This is a genomic window from Nocardia coffeae, assembly GCF_019890715.1.
In the GTDB taxonomy this organism is placed as follows: domain Bacteria; phylum Actinomycetota; class Actinomycetes; order Mycobacteriales; family Mycobacteriaceae; genus Nocardia; species Nocardia jiangxiensis.
Genome location: NZ_JAINZY010000011.1, coordinates 48,056 through 68,515 on the forward strand (window position 1 = coordinate 48,056; position 20,460 = coordinate 68,515).

Below are 20,460 nucleotides of genomic sequence, written 5' to 3' on the forward strand. Positions count from 1 at the left end.
GTGATCTTCTGGCCGGACACTCTGGGCCCGGCATTGCTCGTGCGCGGTCAATGAATCCACCGATGGGCACCGACCGCGGCCATGTCGGACTCGCCGTCGACCCGGATCGACCGTCGCCGACGGATACACCGCCTGGGTCGAATCGCTCCCAGCATGATGACCTCCCCGGAGCAGGGGCGCTCGAGATCGTCGATTTCATTATGGCACTTGCCGTTCCACAGCGACAAATGTCGGGATAAGTTGGGAATTGCCGGAATTGATGGTCGATAAACCGGCAATCGCCGGTTTGTCGGTCTCGCATCCGATCCGGCGATGAGCGCACCGGAACGGAGGTGGTCGGTCCCATGGCCGGAAACGACGCGGCGATCGAGGCCGTGCGCAATGTGCTGTCCCGGCTGCGCAAACGCCGCGGCCTGCGCTCGAATCGCTTGGACAGCACCGAGATCGACGCCGCGGCACTGCTGGATCTGCGCGTCATCGCACAGCACGCGGACCGCCTCGGGCTGCGCCGCCAGGACGCGGTGGCCCCGGTCCTGCGCGAGATGGTCCGGCGCATGCCCGCCACCGACCGTCTCATCGCCGACGCCGAACTGGCTCTGGGCCTGCTCGATGACACCCGCTCCGCACAGATCGACCCCGAGCGCCTCTACGCCGAGGATCTCGGCGAGCGCCGAGAATATTTGTGCCGGCAGTGGCGGCCCCTGCACGAAGCGGTCAAGGCCGAGACCATCCCGCCCGCACCGACACTCAGCCAGTTACGCCGAACCCCCGAGCACCGCGCCTTCACCGAACTCGCACGCCTGCTGGTGGACGGCACCACCTACGGATCGCACCCGGCCGACACCACCGCGGGCACCGGCGACCAGGTCCGCGGCCGCGTCACCGTCGTGGGCGACGCGGTGATCGACCACCTCTACCGCGTCGAGCGCATCCCCCAGGCGCACAGCACCGCCACCGGCAGTTTCATCGCCCACCCCGGCGGCAAGGGCCTGGCACGTGCCGTCGCGCTCGCGCGCCTCGGGCTCGAGGTGCACCTGATGGCCGCGGTCGGCGACGACGAGGCCGGCCGCCAGATCCTGGACTTCCTGCACGACCAGCAGGTCCGCACCGACCTGATCAAGATCGTCCCGAGCACCCCGACCCCGGTCACCGCCGTGATCGTCGCCCCGTCGGGAGAACAGGCCATCATCGCCTGCAAGGCCGACCCCGCCGTCCTGACCGCCGAGGATCTCAACTCCCCCGCCACACACCGGGCGCTGCGCGGCGCGGACGCGGTGCTGATGAGTTTCGAACAACCCGTGCCCATCCTGGAGCACGTCCTGGCCACCGTCGGCGCACTCGAACCACGCCCGACCCTGATCGTGCACGCCGCGCCCCCGGTCACCCGCCCCGAACGGCTCTACCCGCATCTGCGCGTCGTGGACTACCTCATCGGCAGCAGCGACGAGTTGCGCATGCTCACCGGCACCGCCGAGGCGGCCTGGCAGTTGCGTATGCACGGCGTGGAAACCGTCTGCAGCATCGACGATTTCGGCTGTTCGGTACGTTCGGACCGGTTGAACGTGGACATCCCCCCATTTCCCGCGCTGCTCACCGGCTCGCCCGGTGCTCATGCCGCATTCTCCGCCGCGCTGGCGTATCGTCTGCTGCGGTCGCGGCACCCCGCCGATACGGGCGACTTCACCTGGGCGACAGCCGCGATGGTAGCCACACAGTCGCTCGATGATGTTCCCAGTGCCATGCCGCCGGCCGACCGGATCGACCACATCGTGAAACTCGCTTCGGAGGAACGTTGACCACTGTCCTGCCCCCGCCCCTCGGATCCCCCGCGGACACCGAGCACACCTTCAGCCGCGGGGGCCGCGAACTGCCGTTACAGGTGCACGAGATCGGCGGCGTCACCGACCACGGCCACCTCCTGATATTCGGCCGACCGGCCGATAACTGCCTGGTCCGCATCCATTCCCGCTGCCTGTACGGGGAGTCGCTGCGCTCGGACGACTGCGACTGCGGCCCCGAACTGGACAAAACCCTGGACATGATCCAGGACGCCGGTGCGGGCGTGCTGATCTACCTCGAACAGGAGGGCCGTGGCCTGGGCCTGCTGGCCAAGGCCCGCGGCTACCGGCACAGCGAACAATCCGGCACCGACACCTTCACCAGCTACGAGGCCCTGGGCTACCCCGCCGACGCACGCACCTACACCGGTGCCGCGCAAAGCCTGTACAAACTGCTGGTCACCCTCGGAATCGGCCGGATCCAACTGCTCACCAACAACCCGGCCAAGGCCGCCGCGGTCATCGACACCGGCCTCACCGTCACCGTCGTGCCCCTGCGCACCACCGCCCTGAGCGAACGCGCCAGCGACTACCTCGACGCCAAACGCCGCCACCGCCACCACTGGATCCCCACCGACGACGCCCCCTGGGCGCCGGACCTGTCCTGATCATTCGCCTCGGCAGCGTTTCGTGCGGCGCCGGCGTCCGAGGCCACCGATGGTGCGACGCACCTGTGACGTCGCGTTCGGCGATCGTGCGATAACCCTGCGAGCGACGTGGCGGCCGATACCATGAGTGAGCCGCGTCACTCGGTGACGTGACGCCGGAGTCGCGATCGGCCATGTGATCACCGACACCCTGTGGGTCGAGCTCGTTGCGCACACCGTGCGGAGCGTCGCCTCGGCTCGGCCCGCACGAGGTATCGGGACAGGGATATGAACACTCAGATCAGCTACACACATCAGTCCGGCGCGGTGGTGCGCACCGTGCCGCAGGCGTTCCAGGAGACCCTGCGGCTGCGCCCGCATCAGGTGGCCCTGCGCACGGTCGGCGGGACCGTGCAGATCACCTGGGCCGACTACGATCGCCGGGTCCGCGCGATCGCGGCCGGACTGGCCGGACTCGGTGTGCGCCACGGCGATACGGTCGGCATCATGCTCACCAACCGGCCCGAATTCAATCTGGCCGACACCGCGGTACTGCATGTGGGCGCGACACCGTTCTCGGTGTACAACACCAGCTCACCCGAGCAGATCGCGCACGTGTTCACCAACGCGGGCAACACGGTCGTCATCACCGAACGCGCATTCCTGGACGCGGTGCGCGGTTCGGGCATCGAACTCGAGCACATCGTGCTGGTCGACGGCACCGCCGAGGGTGCCGTCCCACTCGACGAGCTCGAGTCGAATCCCGCGCCCGATTTCGACTTCGACGCCGCCTGGCGCGCGGTGCAGCCGCAGGATCTGGCCACCCTGATCTACACCTCCGGCACCACCGGCCCGTCCAAGGGCGTGGAACTCACCCACGAGAACGTCATCGCCCAGATCACCGGTCTGCAGGGCCCGATGCGGGTCGGCCCGGACGACCGCGCGGTGTCCTACCTGCCCTCGGCCCACGTCGCGGACCGGATCTCCGGACACTGCATGAACCTGTTCACCGGCATCACGATCACCTGCGTCCCCGACGCGCGCCAGATCGCCGCCGCACTGCCCGACGCGCGCCCCACCACCTTCTTCGGCGTCCCCCGGGTGTGGCAGAAGATCAAAGCCGGCATCGACGCCGAGCTCGCCGCCGAACCGAGCCCGCTGCGCAAGGCACTGGCCGGCTGGGCGATCGGCGTCGGAATCACCCACGCGCGAGCACGATTGGCCCACAAGGGCGTGAATCCGATTCTGGCGGCACAACATCGGATCGCCGATGCCCTGGTGCTGTCCACCCTGCGCCGCGCACTCGGCCTGGACGAGTTGCGTGTCGCGTCCTCCGGCGCGGCGGCCATCCCGCCCGAAACGCTGGAATACCTTCTGGGACTGGGTTTCACGGTCACCGAGGTGTGGGGCATGTCCGAAACCAGCGGCGTGGGCACCTACACCGAACTCGACGCACCCCGGCCCGGGTCGGTGGGCAGGGTCATGGACGGGATGCAGGTACGCCTCGGCGACGACGGTGAACTGCTGATCCGCGGATCCATCGTCACCCACGGCTACCGCGGTATGCCGGACAAGACCGCCGAAGCGCTCGATGCCGAAGGCTGGCTGCACACCGGCGATATCGCCACCATCGCCGAGGACGGCTATGTCACGATCGTGGACCGCAAGAAGGAACTGCTCATCACCGCGGCGGGAAAGAACCTCTCCCCCACCAACATCGAGAACGCCATCGCTTCGGCGTCCTCGCTCATCGCACAGGTCGTGGCCATCGGCGATGCGAAACCGTACATCAGCGCGCTGATCGTGCTCGACCCCGACACCGCCGCGCTGCGCGCCAGGACACTCGGCACACCCGAGGCCGGACTCGCCGAACTGTGCGCGCACCCGCAGATCCTCGCCGAGGTCCGCACCGCGGTCGAATCCGGCAACGCCCGGCTCGCGCGCGTCGAACAGATCAAACGATTCCGGATCGTGGCGCGCGCCTGGGAACCCGGCGGCGAGGAGATCACCCCCACCCTCAAGCTCAAACGCGCACCCATCGCCGCGAAATACGCCGCCGAGATCACCGGCCTCTACACCGACCCGGTCCCCGACGGAGTCGCCAGCCTCGGATAACGATCCACCGCCGCGCACCGAGGTGAATCCCGTTGCGGCCCTGACACTTCCGCCGTCGACCCGCGCATCAACCGAGCCGACAGCGGGGAACGGGGGCCGCGCGGGGTGCGGCCGAGCCTGGTTTCCTCGCGATCTCGGCCCAGCAGGCGACATGTGCACCCACCACCTCCGATGCTCAGCGTTGAACATTCGAAATGCACTGCGGCCCCGGACAATACGTCCGGGGCCACAGTATCGAGCCGAAATCAGCCCTTGACTTCGAACGTGGCGACGATCTGCGCGCGACCGATCGCGTGCGAGAACAGGTTGAAGCCCAGGAAAGCAGACGTGGCGTCCGCGCCCACGCCCAGGCTCTCCACGTCCACCGCGTGCACGGTGATGAAATACCGGTGGTAGCCGTGCCCGGGAGGGGGGCCCGCGCCGACGAATCCGGGGAAACCGCCGTCGTTGTTCAACTGCACCGCTCCGGCGGGCAGCGTGCCGCCCGAACTCCCTGCCCCGCCCTCCAAGGAGGTGACCGTGGCCGGAATATCGGCCACCGCCCAGTGCCAGAAACCCGACGCGGTCGGCGCATCCGGATCGAACACGGTCACCGCGAAGCTCTTGGTCTCGGCCGGGAAACCCGACCACGACAGCTGCGGGGACACATCTTTGCCGCCGGGCACACCGAACGCGCCACTGGCCTGCTCGAGGGCGAACGCGCTGCCGTCGCTCACATCCGCCGAGGTCAGCGCGAACGTCGGCAACTGCGGCAGCGACGCGTACGGGTTGTAGGAATAGTCGGGCACGGGGCCGTCCTTTCGTCGTCGAGATCCGCGCCGGACCGCACCGGCCCAGCGCACGTTCGAATCGTCAGCTGTTCAGCAGGAAGTGTTCCAAAACCTTGGTGCCGAACTCCAGTGCGGTTACCGGAACCCGCTCGTCCACGCCATGGAACAGCGCCGAGAAGTCCAGCTCGGGCGGCAACTGCAGCGGTGCGAAACCGAAGCAGCGAATTCCCAAGCGCGCGAACGCCTTCGCGTCGGTGCCGCCGGAGAGCATATACGGCACCGTGCGGCCGTTCGGGTCGTGGGCCAGCACCGCGGCGTTCATCGCGTCGACCAGATGCCCGTCGAACGTGGTTTCGTAGGAGTCGAGTTTGGTGATCCACTCGCGCTCCACATCCGGGCCGATCAGCTCGTCGACCTCCCGTTCGAACGCGGCCTGCCGGCCCGGCACCACCCGGCAGTCCACCACTGCCTCCGCGGTCTGGGGAATGACGTTGGCCTTGTATCCGGCCTGCAGCATCGTCGGATTGGCGGTATCGCGCAGGGTCGCGCCGATGATGCGCGAGATCGTGCCCAACTTCGCCAGCTGGCCCTCGATATCGGGGCTGTCGGGATCGAACTGCAGACCGGACTCCTCGGACACCGCGGCCAGGAATTCCGCGACCGAATCCGAGAGCACCAGCGGGAAGGTGTGTTTGCCCAGTCGCGCGACCGCATCGGCCAGGATCGTGACCGCGTTGTCCTCGTGCAGGAACGACCCGTGCCCGGCGCGAGCCTTGGCGCGCAAGCGCATCCAGCCCAGACCCTTCTCCGCGGTCTCCACCAGATACAGCCGCCGCTCGGTGCCGTCCGGGCGCGGCACGGTCAACGAGAACCCGCCCACCTCGCCAACGGCCTCGGTGACACCCTCGAACAGATCGGGCCGATTATCGGCCAGCCACTGCGAGCCCCAGCGTCCGCCGTTCTCCTCATCGGCCAGGAACGCGAACACCAGATCCCGCGGCGGGACCGTGCCCTCGATCTTCAACTGCCGTGCCACGGCCAGCGTCATGCCGACCATGTCTTTCATATCGATCGCGCCGCGGCCCCACACGTACCCGTCGCGCACCGCACCGGAGAACGGATGCACACTCCAGTCCGAAGCCTCCGCGGGCACCACATCCAGATGCCCGTGGATCATCAGCGCACCCCGGCTCGGATCCGCACCCCGCAGACGAGCGAAGACGTTACCGCGCCCCGGCGCACCCGATTCCACGTATTCGGTGGTGTAACCGGCCTGCTGCAACTGATCGGCCACCCACTCGGCGCATTCGCGTTCCCCCTTGGTCGTGGCCAGATCCCCGGTATTGGAGGTGTCGAACCGGATCAGCGCACTGACCAGATCCACCACCTCCGATACCGCGCGGGAGGTCGATTCCGATCGCATATCTTCACCAGTTGCGGACACGTACCCCTTCCTACCATTGCCCCAGCTCTCATCCACGCTTTGCCCGCAGCCCGCGCGTAATCCCGTGCGCCCTGGAGGCGGCACCGCCTCCGGGGCGCGGGCGGTTCGCGCAATAGCCGTCACCGGAGCCGACCACCGCGGTTCGGGAGAGATCACCGGGCACGATCACCGGTTCCGCAACGCCGTCGGTTCGCGAAAACCGCAGTCTCCGCACGCCGCAACCGCGCCATCCGCGCGGTACCGAGCACCAGGACCGGTGCGGGCCATGCGGCCTCCGCGGCCGGGCCGCGACGGCGTCCACTGCGCAGAGCACGCGAACCACACTGTCCATGCTCCTGCCCGCTCATCTGCGGCTGATCTGCGTATTATTCTGCACTGCAGCGGGGTTCAGGCCCCCTGTCGATCTTCCGGGAACGCGGCCGATTCGAGTCCCCGCGCTTGTCCGCACGTATGCCGCGGGTTGCGGGCTGCTCGCCCCACCGGGGGACGCGGCATCCCTCGCTCGCGGGACGATCGGGCTGTGGCCTGCGGGTATCGTCCCTGGCGTGATTACCGGATCGGTGCCTGGGCATCGCGGGCGGCTGCCGCGCCTGTTCGCCTCGGCGCGTGATGTCGGCTCGGCCGAGGGCGGTGACCTGGCCGGGGTGCTGCGATCGCTGTCTCGGCAGTCGATGCTGGTGGCCGTCGCCACCGCGATCCTGGACACGGTGATCCTGGCGCTGTCGGGAATCTTCGCCGTGGCGCCGGTGCCCGCGATCGTGGTGACCGTGCTCATCGTAGCCGCCGACCTGGCCTTCGCGGCCGCACCTCGCACCGCCGGGGTGGTGGCCGTCGCACAGGTGGTGCTGCGGCTGGCCGGTGCTGTGGTGCTGCACGGGCACGGGTTGCCGGTGCGTGTGGGCGACGTGGGATTCCTCATCGCCGGATACCGCGCCGGTGCCTGGTTGTCGGGGCGGGCCTCGCTGATCATCGTGCCGCTGCTGGGCCTGGGCGCGTGCGGCAGCGCGCTGATCGCCGACAGCCCGGCCATGCACGACTGGCGGCGACTGGCCGTGACCGCGGTATCGACCGGAGTGCTGCCGTGGCTGGTCGGGCGATACACCACCGCCCGCGGCGCGTACATCGCCGAACTCGAACAGCGCGAACGACTTCGGCGCCAGGAACAGCGCGCCGCGCTGGACCGGGCGCTGTCCGATGAACGCGAGGCGATCGCCCGCGACCTGCACGACGTGATCTCCCACCACGTCAGCGCCATCGGCATCCACGCCGGCGCGGCGCGGCTGGCGCTCGCGCCCGGTGCGGTCCCCGACGATCCGGCGACCAGATCCCTGGCCGCGGTGGAAGCCAGCAGTCGCGCGGCCATGGTCGATCTGCGCCGCCAACTCGATCTGCTGCACGGCCGTGACGAGGCCGGACGCCGCCAGCCCGGACTCGCCGACATCGAAGAACTGGCTGCGCACGTGCGCGCCGCGGGCCTGGACCTCGAGATCCACACCCACGGTTCGGACACGCCGCTACCGGAATCCCTGGACGTGACGGTGTACCGGATCGTGCAGGAGATGCTCACCAACGCGCTGCGGCACGGTGCGGGCCGCGCGGATCTCACGGTGCACGAACGCGGCGATCGCGTACTGATCACCGAGACCAATCCGGTCGCCGCACAACCCGATACGACACATTCGCTGCACCGCGGCCTGGACGGGATCCGCCGACGTGCCGAATTGTTCGGCGGCACGGTCGATTACGGGCTCGACGACGAAAATGGTTGGCGCATCACGGTATCGCTACCCCTGGGAGGCACATGAACACCCCGATCCGCGTCCTGATCGCCGATGACCACGCCATGTTCCGATCCGGGCTGCGCGCGGTGGTGCAGGCGCATCCGGAGACCGAATGCGTCGCCGACGTCGGGGACGGCCGTTCGGCCGTGGCCGAGGTGTCCCGGCTGCGCCCCGATGTGGCGATCCTGGACGTGCGCATGCCCAAACTCGACGGCCTGGCCGCCACCGAGGCGATCGTCGCGGCCGGGGGCACCCGGGTGCTGGTGTTGACCACCTACGACAGCGAAGCGAGCCTGGCGCGCGCGTTGCAGGCCGGAGCCAGCGGGTTCCTGCTCAAGACGCTGCCCCCGGAGGAATTGATCGCCGCGGTGCGCATCGCCGCGCGCGGTGACGCGGTGATCGACCCGTCGATGACGCGGCGTCTGGCCGGGCGGTTCGCCGGAACGCTCACCGATCGCGCCGAACCGCCCGAGATGGCCACGCTCACCGCCCGGGAGAAAGAGGTTCTGCTTCTGCTGGCCGATGCGCGCAGCAACAGCGAGATCGCCGCGGCCCTGCATGTCGGTGAGGAGACGGTCAAGACGCACGTGTCCCGGGTTCTGGCCAAACTCGGTGTGCGCGACCGGATTCAGGCGGTGGTGTACGCCCATCAGCACGGATTGGTGCGACCCGGGGCCTGAGGCCCCGGCTCGCGCGATTGCAGTGGGATAGCCCACAGTAGTTCCCGATCTGCTACCAAGCAAATGCTTGTCTTGCTACCGTCGCTGGTGCAGGAGGACGGCCGCGGCGATCGACGACGATCGCGCTACGCGCCGAACCGGACCGCGCGATACGCGGCCCATCGGGGACTATCAACGGGGATGTGACCGAGGGCAGATCACTGCCGCTCGACGATGTCAGGTGCCCACACGCAGCACGGACACGACGTCGACGCGCACACGATGCTGCCGTGCTCCTGGCGACCCGACAGACAGGAAGGCACATGAACATCCCCGCACCGATGCCCGACCTCGACCATCCGCTGATCCCCGTCGCGCGCGTTTACACCAAGTACTTCACCCCGCGCGTCACCGGACTCGAGAACCTGCCCACCGCGGGCCCGGCCCTGATCATCGGCAACCACTCCTCGATCTACTGGGCCCCCGAGGTGTGGATCACCTTCATGACCATGCTCGACCACCGCCGCGGCGAGCCCAGTTTCGGTGTCGCGCACGACATTCTGTTGCGTACACCGATTCTGCGCGACAGCCTGCAGAGCCTCGGCGTGCTGCCCGCCTGCCGGGAGGCGGCCACCACTGCGGTCAAGGACGGCGGGGCGGTCCTGGTGTATCCCGGCGGCGACTGGGAGGCGTGCCGTCCGTGGACCGAACGCGGCAAGGTCGATTTCGCCGGACGTTGCGGATTCGTGCGCCTGGCCCTGGAACTGGGCATCCCGGTGATCCCCGCGGTCGCCAACGGCGGCCACGACGCGATCTTCGTACTCAGCCGCGGCGAACGCACCGCGCGACTGCTCGGACTGGACAAGCTGTTGCGCGCCAAGGTTTTCCCCTACACCGTGGGCCTGCCCTTCGGTGTCGCGCCGGTCCTGCCGCAGGTGCCGCTCCCGGCCTCGGTGCAGGTGAGTTTCCTGCCGCCGCTGCAGTGGTCCACCGAGCCGGGCGACCACTGCGACACCGCCACGGTCGAGCGTTGCTACGAGCACACCGTGTCCACCATGCAGACCGAACTGGACCGGTTGCGCGCCGAGACCCCCAATCCGGTCACCACCGGCATCCGCACGCATCTCGCCGGGCTGCCGGGTCCGTTGTCCGCGCTGGCCGAACTGCTCTGACCCGCCCGGGGAGTCGTTCAGCCGCGCCCGATATAGGGCATCGCGGTCGCCATCACCGTCAAGAACGGCACGGCGGTGTTCAGCGGGAGGTCGATCGTCTGTACGAGAAGCCGAGCCACATCGGCCGCGTCGATGGTCGGCTCGGGGCGCACGGTGCCATCGGCCTGCAACGCGCCCGCGGCGATTCCCGCAGTCAGATCGGTGGCCGCATTGCCGATATCGATCTGACCGACCGCGATGCCGTGGGCGCGGCCCTCGAGGGCCAGCGCCTTGGTCAGCCCGGTCACCGCGTGCTTGCTCGCGGTGTAGGCCACCGCGTACGGGCGCGGCACGTGCGCGGAGATCGAGCCGTTGTTGATGATCCGCCCGCCGGCGGGGTCCTGGCGGCGCATCAACCCGAACGCGGCTTGTGCGCACAGGAACGACCCGGTCAGATTCGTGTCGATCACCCGACGCCACTGCGCATGCTCGACCTGCTCGATCGGCTGGGAAGGTCCGAACAGTCCGGCATTGTTGATCAGTACGTCGAGCCGGGACCAACGGCGTTCGACGTGCTCGAACAGTTCCCGCACCGAGTCGGCATCGGTGACATCGGCGACGACGGCCTCGGCCGAACCGGGATCCGGCGCGGCCGAGACGGTCTGCGCGAGTGTCGCGGCCGTGCGACCGGCGGCGACGACGTGATGCCCCGCCGCGCTCAGCGCGACGGTGATCGCGCGGCCCAGGCCGGTCCCGGCACCGGTGACGAGAACGATCTTGCGCTCGGACACGAGGTCAGCCCGAGGCCCGTGCGGACACCGCGGGCTCCGGTTCGGCCTGCTCACTCTCGGGGCCGGAAACCTCCGGCAATGCGGCTGTGGGCAGCTCGTCCGGCAGGCTCCGATTCCCACCGGTCGCCTTGCGCACCAACCAGCGCAGCCCGCGCGACAGGCCCACCAGAATGGCCGCCAGCAGCGCGGTGCCCACCGCGGCACGCAGCCAGTACGCCGGACCCACCGGCGCCATCCCCATGTCCGCGCGCAATCCGCTCTGCCAGTGCGTGGCGTTGACCGTCGCGGCGATCACCGCGAACCCGCACACCAGCAGCACCGGCACCCGATGCTGCCCCCACCGCTTCTCGACGTCGATATCGCGCCGCCGCAACATGATTCGCCCCAGTCCGGCGATCCCGATCGCGACCGCGGCCAGTACGCCGGTGAGCACCGCCTGGGTTGCCGAAGTCCGCGGCAGCACCGCGGGCAGCAACGAGACGACCGTGGCGATCGTCACCGCCGCGATGGTGCCCACCCGGGGACGGATGCGGTTCATCGCGCCACCACCCTCCGGCTCCGGCGGCGATATCCGATCGCGGCCACCGCCAGCAGTACCAGCGCGCCGATCACCATCACCGCGGCCGGGCCGCCCATGTGCCAGAGCTGATGATCGAAGGTCTTACCGGACAGCTGCGTGCCGAATATGTACTCCGGTTCGGGTGTGGCGTAGTTCTGTCGACGGGAATTGAGGTCCACGCCGGTGGTGGCCACGGTCGCCATCAGCTCGCAACCGGTCTCGGACATGCTGTCCACCCGCGATTGGCAGGCTGCGTGGATGCGCTGCTGGAACACCGCGTCGATGGCCTGACGGCCCCACGCGCCCAGCGGCTGATGGCGGTGTTCGGCATAACGCAGCACGTCGTACCCCAGATCGTGGGCACGGCAGGCGGACAGGAACTCCGCGGGCAATTGGATCGGGGACGAACACGCCCCGCCCGGGTCCACGAGCAGATGGTTCTCCACCACCGGCCGGTACCCCGCCCCTTCGACGAAATCGGCCGGCAGACGCACGTCCCACGGATGCGCACCGATCAGATCGGTCACCGCCGCGCGCGCCGCGCGATTCTCCGAGCCCGGATTGTTCACCGACGCCGAGGCGTGCATGGCCGGGGCGAACGCCAGGGTGACCGTGGCGGTGAGCAATGCCATCATCATCGAGCCGAGCAGGCGACGCACATCCCGCGAACGAACCCGCCGTAACGAGGCGTATCTGCGCACAACATGTGCGCCTCGCGGTGTGGGCGGGGCGGTGGGAGTCGGGTCCGGCGGGACGCTCGGTCGGGCCGGTGTTACATCACTCACGGTGTCCGAAGGTATGCGATAGGCGCGGAGAAGTGTAGTCGAGCGCGGTTCGCGCACTCGATATCCCGACAAATGCCTCGTCAACGGGTTCGCATCGAGTGCGGCTACACAGAGGGTGTGCGACCGGCCGACGCGTGGCAGTAATCAATTCCATGGCGTGAGGACGACTTTGGCCGTAGCGCCGTCAGCAACGTCGCGGTACGCTTCCTGCCCCTCGAGCAGCGGACGTTCCACGATCCCGGAAGGTGCTCGCAGATCGCCGGACTCGAACAACCCGGCCAGGGTCCGCAGCGCCCCGGCGGTGCGAACCGTCTCGTGCAGCAGCGAATTGACCCCGATCAGGGTTCCGCCACGCCGGTACAGGTCCAGCACCGGGACGCGTTCGTGCCCGTCCGGCGGTGCCGCGATCACCGCGGTCCGGCCACCCGCGGCGAGCGCGGGAATCGTTGCGGGCAAATGGAATCCGCTGGTGTCGAAGATCGCCTCGGCGCCGTCGGCGAACCGGTCGCGCACCTGCGCGGTGAAGTCCTCGCGCTCGGCGAACACGAACGCGTCAGCACCCCGCTCGCGCAACGCGGCGGCCTGCTCCGCACGCCGCACCGCGACACACGCCCGTGCACCGCGAGCAAGCGCCAGCGCATACGCCGCCGAGCCCACCGCACCGAATCCGATGATCACCGTCGGCGTGCCGGCCCCGACCAGACTGCGGTCCAGCGCCTCGAGCGCGGTCACATAGGGCACCGGCACCGCCGCGGCCTCGGCGAAGGACAGGTTCTCCGGCAACCGGGTCACCCCGCCCGCGGGCAGCGTCATGTACTGCGCATGGGTGCCGTCGCGCACGAATCCCGGTTCGCGTCCACTCGCCCACACCCGGGCCCCGAGAAGTTCGGCCGGTCCCGCCACGACCTCACCGGCCACATCGCGACCGGGAATCCGCGGCAGGGTCGTATACGGGAATCTGCCCAGGACGTTCTTCACATCGCTCGGGTTGAGCCCGGCCGCATGCACCCGGACCAGCACGTCGCCGGACTCGTGCGTCGGCGCGGGCGTCTCCACCAGCTGCAGCGCATCCAGGGAGCCGAACCGATCGAACCGCAGGGCCTTCATCCGGCCATCGTAGGAGGCCGGATGTTCAGCCTTCCGGAGGACCCGCAGGGCGGCACCGGGTGCACTCGTGCACGGTGTGCCACGAGACCTCGAGCACCGCGCCGGGTGATGATGTCCACCGAGACGGTCGGTGAGCGCGCAGCTCGCACCGGAAAGGCGGGGTCATGGGGTCGGTGCACATCCTGTCGCATCCACTGTCCACGACCAGGGTGTCGGTGTTCCCCGGTGATCCGCCGCCGCGCCTGGACACCGTGTGCACCCTCGCCGAGGACGGCTACTACCTGCGAACGGTGACCGTCGGCGAACACACCGGCACACACTGGGGAGCCCCCGCGCACTTCACCGACGGGGCCGCGGCGGCACACGAGCTGCTCGCCGAGGATTTCGTGCTTCCCGGAGTCGTGATCGATATCGCCGAGCGTGCCGCCGCCGAACACGACTACGCCGTCACGGTCGCCGATCTGCTCGAATGGCAGGACCGGCACGGTCCGTTCCCGGTCGAGGCCGCCGTGCTGCTGCACACCGGGTGGGATATCCGCTGGGGCACCGACGATTTCGCCAACCTCGGCCCGGACGGGCGGATGCATCATCCGGGATTCTCGGTCGAGGCGGTGCACTGGCTGCTGGACCACGACGTCCTGGGGCACCGAGGCGCACTGGGCACCGACGCGTTCAGCCCGGACCTCGGCGTGGACGACACCTTCGCGGTCTCCAAACTCCTGTACCGCGAGCATCGGCTGAGTTTGGAGATCCTGACCGGTCTGGCCGCCCTGCCGGCGCGCGGTTTCACCGTCGTGGTCGGCGGATTCGTCAGCGAACATGGCTCGGGCTCGCCGGCGAGCATCTACGCCCTCGTGGACCAGACCGGTCACCGGCACGAATAGCCGAACCTCACGCGCAGTGGATCAGGAACGTCGCCACGGCGGTATCGGCGGGTTTCACATCGACCTGAGCGTTCGCCACGGCATCGGGCGAACATCCGGACGGCACGGAGGTCACGGTGGCCTTGTAGCAGCCGGGCGCGAAACTGTGACTCGCGGCGCCGTCGTTTCCGGTGGTCAACGTCGCCATGGCGTCGTTCCCCGAACACCGCGTGACCCGCACCGCGACCATCGGGACCGGGAACCGCTCGGTGCCGGTTCCGGCCTGCACCTTCACCGTCCCCTGCGGTGCGGCGGGGCTGGACGGCGCGGAGGAACCGCCCGGCGACGCGGAACACCCCGCGGCGGGCAGCGTGAGCAGGATCGCGGCCAGTGCGGACAGCGCGAACAACATGCGGCGCACCCGGACTCCTTCCGATCGGTCGGCCGGGCGAGCCTCGTCGCCCGGCCCAACTCTATGTCCTGGCCGCGCCCACTTCCCGGCATGACACCACCCCACGGCGTGCCCGCACGGAAAGCCCCGCGCCCGGCTCGGGAAGTGTCCGCGAGCCCCGGTGCGGCGTTACGCCAATTCTCGGCCGAACATTTTGTCCGGTGTTACACCACATCCCGATAGTCGTTCCGCCACAGTCCCATTCGGAATGTTGCAGCCGAAATAGCCGAGGGGGAATCGGTATTTTCCATCGCTGGTCGTATGCGAGAGTGGACGCGCCGCGACGGCGCGGCATCGAATCGCTGGCCGAAAATGGAGATATCGAATTGACACCCGGAGACGCGATGCGGGTGGCCGCACTCGCAGTTGTCACCACCCTCACCGCCGCTGTCGTGACGACGGGCACCGCAAGCACCGCATCGGCTGCCGGGCCGGTGGATCCGATCACCTCCTCCGGGCGGCCCGCGGCCACCGCGAAAGCATCCGACGGATCGACCGTCACGAAGCTGACCGTGCACGACGCACGGCACCTGACCCTGCAGGTGTATTCCACCGCGATGGGCCGCGACATCGCCGTCGAGGTGCAACGCCCCGCCGACAGCTCGACACCGCGACCGGTGCTGTACCTGCTCAACGGCTCGGGTGGGGGCACCGACGGTGACAGCTGGGCCACCATGACCCACGTCCTGCAATTCCTCACGGACAAGAACGTCAACGTGGTGCAGCCGCTCGGCGGCGCGTGGAGCGTGTACACCGACTGGATCAAGGACGATCCGAAGCTGGGCCGCAACAAGTGGACGACCTTCTTCACCCGCGAACTTCCGCCGCTGATCGACGCGGCCCTGGCCACCGACGGCCGCAACGCCATCGCGGGCCTGTCGATGGCCGGTGAATCGGTGTTGGCGCTGTCGATCGCGAAACCGGGCCTGTACCGCAGCATCGCCTCCTACAGCGGCTGCGCGCAGACCAGCGATCCGCTCGGCCAGCGCGAGATCAAGACGATGGTCGAATTTTGGGGCCACGGCAACCCGGCGAACATGTGGGGCCCGGACGACAGCCCGCTGTGGGCGGCCAATGACCCGTACGTGCACGCCGAGCAACTACGCGGGGTGAAGCTGTTCATCTCCGCCGGAAGTGGACTACCCGGACCGCACGACACCCTGGACAGCCCGTACCTGACCTACGGATTCAGCCGCACCCCCGACACGCTGGCCAATCAGATCCTGCTCGGCGGGCTGATCGAGGCCGGGGTGAACGCCTGCACCCGCCACCTCCAGGAACGCCTGGGCCAGCTCGGCATCCCCGCCACCTACGACTACACCCCGACCGGAACCCACTCGTGGGGTTACTGGAACGACGCGTTCGTGAAGTCCTGGCCGGTGCTCGCTTCCGGACTGGGCATCTGACCGGGCGCCCCCACTGCCCGCAACTCGGGCAAATTACCCGCATCCGATGCTCACGACCGCGTGACTTCGGCTCGTTACCGCGTCTATCCTCGCGGTGTGTCGTTACACAGCCCGGCGCTCGGTGATGTTCAATCGGTGCCGTTGCAGTTCCAGCGAACGAGTGAAAGGTAGTAGACATGGCACTTCCAACCATGACGGCCGAGCAACGCTCCGAGGCGCTGGCGAAGGCTGCCGCCGTCCGCAAGGCTCGGTCGGAGCTGATCGAGCAGATCCGCAAGGGATCGGTGTCGCTGTCCCAGGTGCTCGAACGGGCCGACAAGGAAGATCTCGTGAAGAAGACGAAGGTCGCCGCGGTCATCAAGGCACTGCCGGGCATCGGACCGGTCAAAGCCGCCAAGCTGATGGACGAGGCGGAGATCCCCGCCGACCGTCGCATCGGCGGCCTCGGCTCGCGCCAGCGCGCCGCCCTGCTCGAGGCGATCAAGAACTGATCCCGGCGGCGCTCAGCATCGAACAGCCCCGCGACCTGCACAAACCCCTGTGATTTGGTCCACGTGGACTGATCCGATAACCTTGCTGAGCACCACCGGTCCGGGTGGCGGAATGGCAGACGCGCTAGCTTGAGGTGCTAGTGTCCTATTAACGGACGTGGGGGTTCAAGTCCCCCTCCGGACACAGTTCGAAACGAAAGCCGTTGCATCGCAACGGCTTTCGTCGTTTCTGGAGCACTCGTCGACGTGGAGCTCATCCACATCGATGAACCGGCACTCCCAACCGTCATGTGCTCCGCTCATCGAGTTGAGGTCACAGGCGAACACTCTTGTGCGCCAGGAAGGTACGCCCTGGAATGACCCTCGATCAGCCCGACTCGGCCGAGTCCGAGGCCGTTGCGGCGGGCGTGGCCACGGCTCGCGGCCGGGCTCGTCGGTGGCTCCGGCGGACCGTGATGGTTATTGCGGCTTCGATCGTCGCTGTCACGGCGTTCTCGTTCGGTTACAACGCGGCGACGCCCGATCGCGCCACTGCACCGATCGGCGCGGCGTACGTGCAGACGGGCGATATCTCTACCCGCTATCGGCAGTGGGGAGACGAAGGAACCCCGATCGTGCTGGTGCACGGCTTCATCGAATCGGCGGATACCTGGCAGTATGTGGCTGCCCGCCTGGCTGCCGCCGGACATCGGGTCTACGCCTTGGACCTCGACGGCTTCGGCTACACGCACAGGGGCGCACCGTTCGACCTCGACCATCAGACCAGTCAGTTGCTGGAGTTCATCACGGCTCTGCACCTCGAGCGCCCGGTTGTGGTCGGGCATTCCAGTGGGGCGGCGATCGCGGCGGCGGCCACACTGCGGAACCCGCAGGCGGTCGGTGGCCTGATGTTCCTCGACGGCGATGCTCTGGCCACCGGCGCCGGCTCACGGTCCCCCTTGACCCACCTGTTGATCGAGCCCTACCGAACGACACTGCTGCGACTGGCCGTGCGCTCGGACACTCTCGTGGAGAGCGTGTATCGCAAAGCCTGTGGTCCGGGCTGCCCGCGGCTCGATGCGGCTGGTGTCGACCAGTGGCGCCGCCCCCTGCAGATTCCAGGCGCCGAGCCCGCGCTGTGGGCGATGCTCACCCTCGGTGTTCCCGGCCTTCCCCCGGCCCGCCTCGCCGAGCTGGCGACGATGCCGCTGCCGAAATCGGTGGTATTCGGCGCCCAGGACTCTGTCTTCACCAGCAACGCCCCCACCCGGACCGCCGAACAGATCGGCGCCGGAACACCGACAGTGATCCCCGGCGCAGCCCATCTCACACCGGTCAACAGCCCCACACCCGTCGCCACTGCAATCCTGGCGCTCGCCGACAGGGCAACCTCTGACCACCAATCTCTGGGCGGGCACTAGCAGGCCGGAGATCAACCCGACTTCTCACGGTGGCCGGTTGGGCGCGTTGGCATCGGGCAGTGCGGCTCAGCCGGGAAGTTCGGTGACGCCGAGGGCGAAGTCCCAGTTCCCGACGCCGTGGCGGGCCAGGCCCATCGTCACCACGCCCGCTCCTTCCAGCCAGTACGCCATTTTCAGGTCGCCGACGTCCAGCGGGCGCAGCCCGAGGCTCTCGATGAATGCCTCCACGCCTGCCTTGGCCTGCGCATCGTCGCCGGCGATGAAGACGGCGGGCCGGCCCTTCTCCAGGACATGGCGGAAGATCGTGTTGAATGCCTTCACCACGCTGGCGCTCGCCGGGGCCACCTTGGCGGCTTCCTGCGCGATCGAGGTGCCCTCGCTGTGGGCTAGCCCGTCGGCCGCGGAATTGAATGGGTTGCTGATGTCGACGATGACCTTGCCCGCGAGGGCGTCCCCGTAGTGGGTAACGACCGGAACGACGTCGGCGTACAGCAGGGCCACGATGACGATGTCCCCGGACGGAATGGCTCCCCACTCTCCCGTCGTGGCGCCGCCGCCGAGAGTCTCGGCCAGGTCAGCGGCTTTGGACCGATCGCGGCCCATGACCTCGACGGCGTTGCCGCCGGCCACCGCCAGCGCGCCGATGGTGCGAGCCATGTTCCCGGTGCCGATGATGCTGATGCTGCTCATGAGTTGTCCCGTCTCTGCTGACGATCGAATAGGTTGGCTGCTCTGGCTTTCCGCCGCTCAGATCGCCGCGGTGCCGCCGTCGACGGCCAGTTCCATCCCGTTCACATAGCTCGAGTCGTCCGAGGCGAGGAACAACGCGACCGTCGCGATCTCCTCGGGGCGGCCCATCTCTCCTCGCGGGATCAGCGATTCGAACTGCCGCTTGGTCTCCTCGTCGAACAACTCCTCCTGCTTCGGCGTGGCGACCTGGCCGGGCATCAGCACATTCACGCGGATCCGCCTGTCCTTCAACTCGGACAACCACACGCGGGCGTAGGCCTGCAGCACAGCCTTGCTCGCCGCGTACACGCTCCACTCGGGATAGCCCTTGACCGAAGCGTTCGACCCGGTCATGAAGATCGAGCCGCCGTCGTTGAACAACGGCAGCGCCTTCTGCACCGTGAACAGCGTCCCGCGCGCGTTGAGCCCGAACGTGGCATCGAAGTGCTCCTCGGTGATCTCGCCGAGCCTGCGCTGCTCGCCCGTTCCGGCACTTGCCCACAACACGTCGATCGTGCCTTTTTCCCGCTCGACCGTGTCGAACAGCCGGTCCAGATCCGCCAGGTCCGCCGAGTCGCCCTGCACGCCGGTCACGTTCCTGCCGATCAACGTGACGGCTTCGTCCAGCGCTTCCTGCCGCCTGCCCGAGATGAAGACATGCGCGCCTTCCTCGACGAACAGCTTGGCGCCGGCCAGCGCCATGCCGCTTGTTGCGCCCGTGATCACCGCTACCTTGCCATCGAGTTTTCCCACGATCACTCCATCGTTCGAGTTATGTACACCGATCTGTGTGCTTACCGTATCGAACGGTCGACAGGAGGGCAAGCTATGTACACAGGTCGTTACCCAAACCGGCTACACTGGCACGATGACGGAGTTGGAGAAAGGCCCCCGGGGTCAGCGCCGCGGCAGGGGTGCGCGCGAGCGCATCCTCAACGTGTCACAACAACTGTTCCGTGAGCAGGGCATCAACCAGACCGGCATGGACCAGCTCTGCGCGGCGGCGCAGGTGTCGAAGCGCACGGCCTACCAGCACTTCGCAGGCAAGGACGAACTCGTCGCGGAATACCTGCGCCGATTCGATCCCGACGTCATGCCCGGAGTGTTCGACCGTACCGACCTCACGCCGCGCGAACGACTCCTCGCGGCCTTCGAGGCGCCCGCGAACGCGACCGAGGACGACATCACGCCCCTGTGCCCGTTCATCGGAGCGTCCGTCGAAATCCAGGACCCGGACCACCCCGCACGCCGACACGCACACGACTACAAGAAAGCCGTCGCCGCACGGCTCGCCGAGACCGCCCGCGAGGCCGGTGCCACCAACCCCGAACAGCTCGGCGAACAACTGGCGCTGCTGCTCGATGGCGCCTCGGCCCGCAATCGAGCCCTCAACGCCGAAACCTTCCCCATCGCCGCCGCCATCGCCGCGGTCCTCATCGACAACGCTGTCCCCACACCAGCCCAGCGATGAGGGCGTGTCCGAAAGCTTGTCGGTAACCCTCGGTGTGGCACGCAGACCGGGAGTCATTTCCC

20 protein-coding genes and 1 tRNA gene are annotated in these 20,460 nt (G+C 68.3%); 12 read left to right on the plus strand and 9 right to left on the minus strand.

Features of this window, described 5'->3' with window-relative positions:
* Window positions 1-344: 344 nt before the first annotated feature.
* The 3 genes from K7711_RS32580 to K7711_RS32590 all read left to right on the plus strand — a co-directional run bounded on the left by K7711_RS32580 (window position 345) and on the right by K7711_RS32590 (window position 4,540).
* On the plus strand, window positions 345-1,796 hold the full coding sequence (locus K7711_RS32580) for a PfkB family carbohydrate kinase (protein WP_222974191.1): 1,452 nt from the start codon (window positions 345-347) through the stop codon (window positions 1,794-1,796).
* The gene (locus tag K7711_RS32585) at window positions 1,793-2,446 is read left to right on the plus strand and encodes a GTP cyclohydrolase II (protein WP_235748140.1); all 654 of its coding nucleotides are present in this window, start codon (window positions 1,793-1,795) and stop codon (window positions 2,444-2,446) included. Before K7711_RS32580 ends, K7711_RS32585 begins: the two co-directional genes overlap by 4 nt.
* Before the next feature lie 267 nt (window positions 2,447-2,713).
* A complete protein-coding gene (locus K7711_RS32590; protein WP_222974193.1) occupies window positions 2,714-4,540 on the plus strand; it encodes an AMP-dependent synthetase/ligase in 1,827 nt (608 codons plus the stop codon).
* A 245-nt stretch (window positions 4,541-4,785) separates the two neighbouring features.
* Here the strand turns inward: K7711_RS32590 and K7711_RS32595 are convergent, their stop codons facing one another.
* Together K7711_RS32595 and K7711_RS32600 are read right to left on the minus strand one after the other, a co-directional pair.
* Window positions 4,786-5,328: a YbhB/YbcL family Raf kinase inhibitor-like protein gene (locus K7711_RS32595; RefSeq protein WP_222974195.1), complete on the minus strand. Its 543-nt coding sequence runs from the start codon at window positions 5,326-5,328 to the stop codon at window positions 4,786-4,788.
* 64 nt (window positions 5,329-5,392) lie between these two features.
* A complete protein-coding gene (locus K7711_RS32600) occupies window positions 5,393-6,733 on the minus strand; it encodes a M20/M25/M40 family metallo-hydrolase (RefSeq protein WP_040822047.1) in 1,341 nt (446 codons plus the stop codon).
* A gap of 566 nt (window positions 6,734-7,299) precedes the next feature.
* Here K7711_RS32600 and K7711_RS32605 point away from each other — a divergent pair.
* The 3 genes from K7711_RS32605 to K7711_RS32615 all read left to right on the plus strand — a co-directional run bounded on the left by K7711_RS32605 (window position 7,300) and on the right by K7711_RS32615 (window position 10,366).
* Window positions 7,300-8,559 carry a sensor histidine kinase gene (locus K7711_RS32605; RefSeq protein ID WP_308015054.1) on the plus strand — a complete coding sequence of 420 codons (1,260 nt, stop codon included), beginning with the start codon at window positions 7,300-7,302 and terminating at the stop codon, window positions 8,557-8,559.
* Window positions 8,556-9,215: a response regulator gene (locus K7711_RS32610; RefSeq protein WP_222974197.1), complete on the plus strand. Its 660-nt coding sequence runs from the start codon at window positions 8,556-8,558 to the stop codon at window positions 9,213-9,215. The genes K7711_RS32605 and K7711_RS32610 overlap by 4 nt, the downstream gene beginning before the upstream one ends.
* A gap of 302 nt (window positions 9,216-9,517) precedes the next feature.
* Entirely contained in the window at window positions 9,518-10,366 is an 849-nt protein-coding gene (locus K7711_RS32615) for a lysophospholipid acyltransferase family protein (RefSeq protein ID WP_222974198.1), read from the plus strand.
* Between the two features lie 17 nt (window positions 10,367-10,383).
* On the opposite strand, the gene K7711_RS32620 is transcribed toward K7711_RS32615, so the two are convergent.
* From K7711_RS32620 to K7711_RS32635, 4 genes are all read right to left on the minus strand, one after another.
* On the minus strand, window positions 10,384-11,136 hold the full coding sequence (locus K7711_RS32620) for an SDR family oxidoreductase (protein ID WP_222974200.1): 753 nt from the start codon (window positions 11,134-11,136) through the stop codon (window positions 10,384-10,386).
* Window positions 11,137-11,140: 4 nt separating this feature from the next.
* Window positions 11,141-11,674 carry an alpha/beta-hydrolase N-terminal domain-containing protein gene (locus K7711_RS32625; protein WP_222974202.1) on the minus strand — a complete coding sequence of 178 codons (534 nt, stop codon included), beginning with the start codon at window positions 11,672-11,674 and terminating at the stop codon, window positions 11,141-11,143.
* Window positions 11,671-12,480: a hypothetical protein gene (locus K7711_RS32630; RefSeq protein WP_222974204.1), complete on the minus strand. Its 810-nt coding sequence runs from the start codon at window positions 12,478-12,480 to the stop codon at window positions 11,671-11,673. Before K7711_RS32630 ends, K7711_RS32625 begins: the two co-directional genes overlap by 4 nt.
* Window positions 12,481-12,624: 144 nt before the next feature.
* Window positions 12,625-13,587 (minus strand): quinone oxidoreductase family protein, encoded by a 963-nt coding sequence (locus tag K7711_RS32635; RefSeq protein ID WP_222974205.1) that lies wholly within the window; start codon window positions 13,585-13,587, stop codon window positions 12,625-12,627.
* A 164-nt stretch (window positions 13,588-13,751) separates the two neighbouring features.
* Between K7711_RS32635 and K7711_RS32640 the strand changes: the two genes are divergently transcribed.
* Window positions 13,752-14,471 (plus strand): cyclase family protein, encoded by a 720-nt coding sequence (locus K7711_RS32640; RefSeq protein ID WP_222974206.1) that lies wholly within the window; start codon window positions 13,752-13,754, stop codon window positions 14,469-14,471.
* Between the two features lie 7 nt (window positions 14,472-14,478).
* On the opposite strand, the gene K7711_RS32645 is transcribed toward K7711_RS32640, so the two are convergent.
* Window positions 14,479-14,871, minus strand: coding sequence for a hypothetical protein (locus tag K7711_RS32645; RefSeq protein ID WP_222974208.1), 393 nt, complete (start codon window positions 14,869-14,871; stop codon window positions 14,479-14,481).
* Between the two features lie 374 nt (window positions 14,872-15,245).
* Here K7711_RS32645 and K7711_RS32650 point away from each other — a divergent pair, with 374 nt between their 5' ends.
* The 4 genes from K7711_RS32650 to K7711_RS32665 all read left to right on the plus strand — a co-directional run bounded on the left by K7711_RS32650 (window position 15,246) and on the right by K7711_RS32665 (window position 18,198).
* Window positions 15,246-16,307 carry an alpha/beta hydrolase gene (locus K7711_RS32650; RefSeq protein ID WP_222974592.1) on the plus strand — a complete coding sequence of 354 codons (1,062 nt, stop codon included), beginning with the start codon at window positions 15,246-15,248 and terminating at the stop codon, window positions 16,305-16,307.
* A gap of 176 nt (window positions 16,308-16,483) precedes the next feature.
* Complete coding sequence (gene mihF / locus K7711_RS32655) at window positions 16,484-16,798, plus strand: integration host factor, actinobacterial type (RefSeq protein ID WP_040822033.1); 315 nt, start codon at window positions 16,484-16,486, stop codon at window positions 16,796-16,798.
* A gap of 98 nt (window positions 16,799-16,896) precedes the next feature.
* Window positions 16,897-16,982 (plus strand) — tRNA-Leu (locus K7711_RS32660).
* 172 nt (window positions 16,983-17,154) lie between these two features.
* Window positions 17,155-18,198, plus strand: coding sequence for an alpha/beta fold hydrolase (locus K7711_RS32665; RefSeq protein ID WP_222974210.1), 1,044 nt, complete (start codon window positions 17,155-17,157; stop codon window positions 18,196-18,198).
* Between the two features lie 66 nt (window positions 18,199-18,264).
* Here the strand turns inward: K7711_RS32665 and K7711_RS32670 are convergent, their stop codons facing one another.
* Window positions 18,265-18,888, minus strand: coding sequence for an NADPH-dependent F420 reductase (locus tag K7711_RS32670; RefSeq protein ID WP_222974212.1), 624 nt, complete (start codon window positions 18,886-18,888; stop codon window positions 18,265-18,267).
* A gap of 57 nt (window positions 18,889-18,945) precedes the next feature.
* The gene (locus tag K7711_RS32675) at window positions 18,946-19,680 is read right to left on the minus strand and encodes an SDR family NAD(P)-dependent oxidoreductase (RefSeq protein WP_222974214.1); all 735 of its coding nucleotides are present in this window, start codon (window positions 19,678-19,680) and stop codon (window positions 18,946-18,948) included.
* A gap of 115 nt (window positions 19,681-19,795) precedes the next feature.
* On the opposite strand from K7711_RS32675, the gene K7711_RS32680 reads away from it, so the two are divergent.
* A complete protein-coding gene (locus tag K7711_RS32680) occupies window positions 19,796-20,398 on the plus strand; it encodes a TetR/AcrR family transcriptional regulator (protein ID WP_222974215.1) in 603 nt (200 codons plus the stop codon).
* The last annotated feature ends 62 nt before the right edge of the window (window positions 20,399-20,460 follow it).

Bases quoted from the DNA above. Each gene is read 5' to 3' on its own strand.
- K7711_RS32600 (WP_040822047.1), bottom strand. From the start codon at position 6,733: ATGCGATCGGAATCGACCTCCCGCGCGGTATCGGAGGTGGTGGATCTG.
- K7711_RS32665 (WP_222974210.1), top strand. From the start codon at position 17,155: ATGACCCTCGATCAGCCCGACTCGGCCGAGTCCGAGGCCGTTGCGGCG.
- K7711_RS32615 (WP_222974198.1), top strand. From the start codon at position 9,518: ATGAACATCCCCGCACCGATGCCCGACCTCGACCATCCGCTGATCCCC.
- K7711_RS32680 (WP_222974215.1), top strand. From the start codon at position 19,796: ATGACGGAGTTGGAGAAAGGCCCCCGGGGTCAGCGCCGCGGCAGGGGT.
- mihF (WP_040822033.1), top strand. From the start codon at position 16,484: ATGGCACTTCCAACCATGACGGCCGAGCAACGCTCCGAGGCGCTGGCG.
- K7711_RS32670 (WP_222974212.1), bottom strand. From the start codon at position 18,888: ATGAGCAGCATCAGCATCATCGGCACCGGGAACATGGCTCGCACCATC.
- K7711_RS32650 (WP_222974592.1), top strand. From the start codon at position 15,246: ATGCGGGTGGCCGCACTCGCAGTTGTCACCACCCTCACCGCCGCTGTC.
- K7711_RS32640 (WP_222974206.1), top strand. From the start codon at position 13,752: ATGGGGTCGGTGCACATCCTGTCGCATCCACTGTCCACGACCAGGGTG.
- K7711_RS32610 (WP_222974197.1), top strand. From the start codon at position 8,556: ATGAACACCCCGATCCGCGTCCTGATCGCCGATGACCACGCCATGTTC.
- K7711_RS32590 (WP_222974193.1), top strand. From the start codon at position 2,714: ATGAACACTCAGATCAGCTACACACATCAGTCCGGCGCGGTGGTGCGC.
- K7711_RS32635 (WP_222974205.1), bottom strand. From the start codon at position 13,587: ATGAAGGCCCTGCGGTTCGATCGGTTCGGCTCCCTGGATGCGCTGCAG.
- K7711_RS32580 (WP_222974191.1), top strand. From the start codon at position 345: ATGGCCGGAAACGACGCGGCGATCGAGGCCGTGCGCAATGTGCTGTCC.
- K7711_RS32625 (WP_222974202.1), bottom strand. From the start codon at position 11,674: ATGAACCGCATCCGTCCCCGGGTGGGCACCATCGCGGCGGTGACGATC.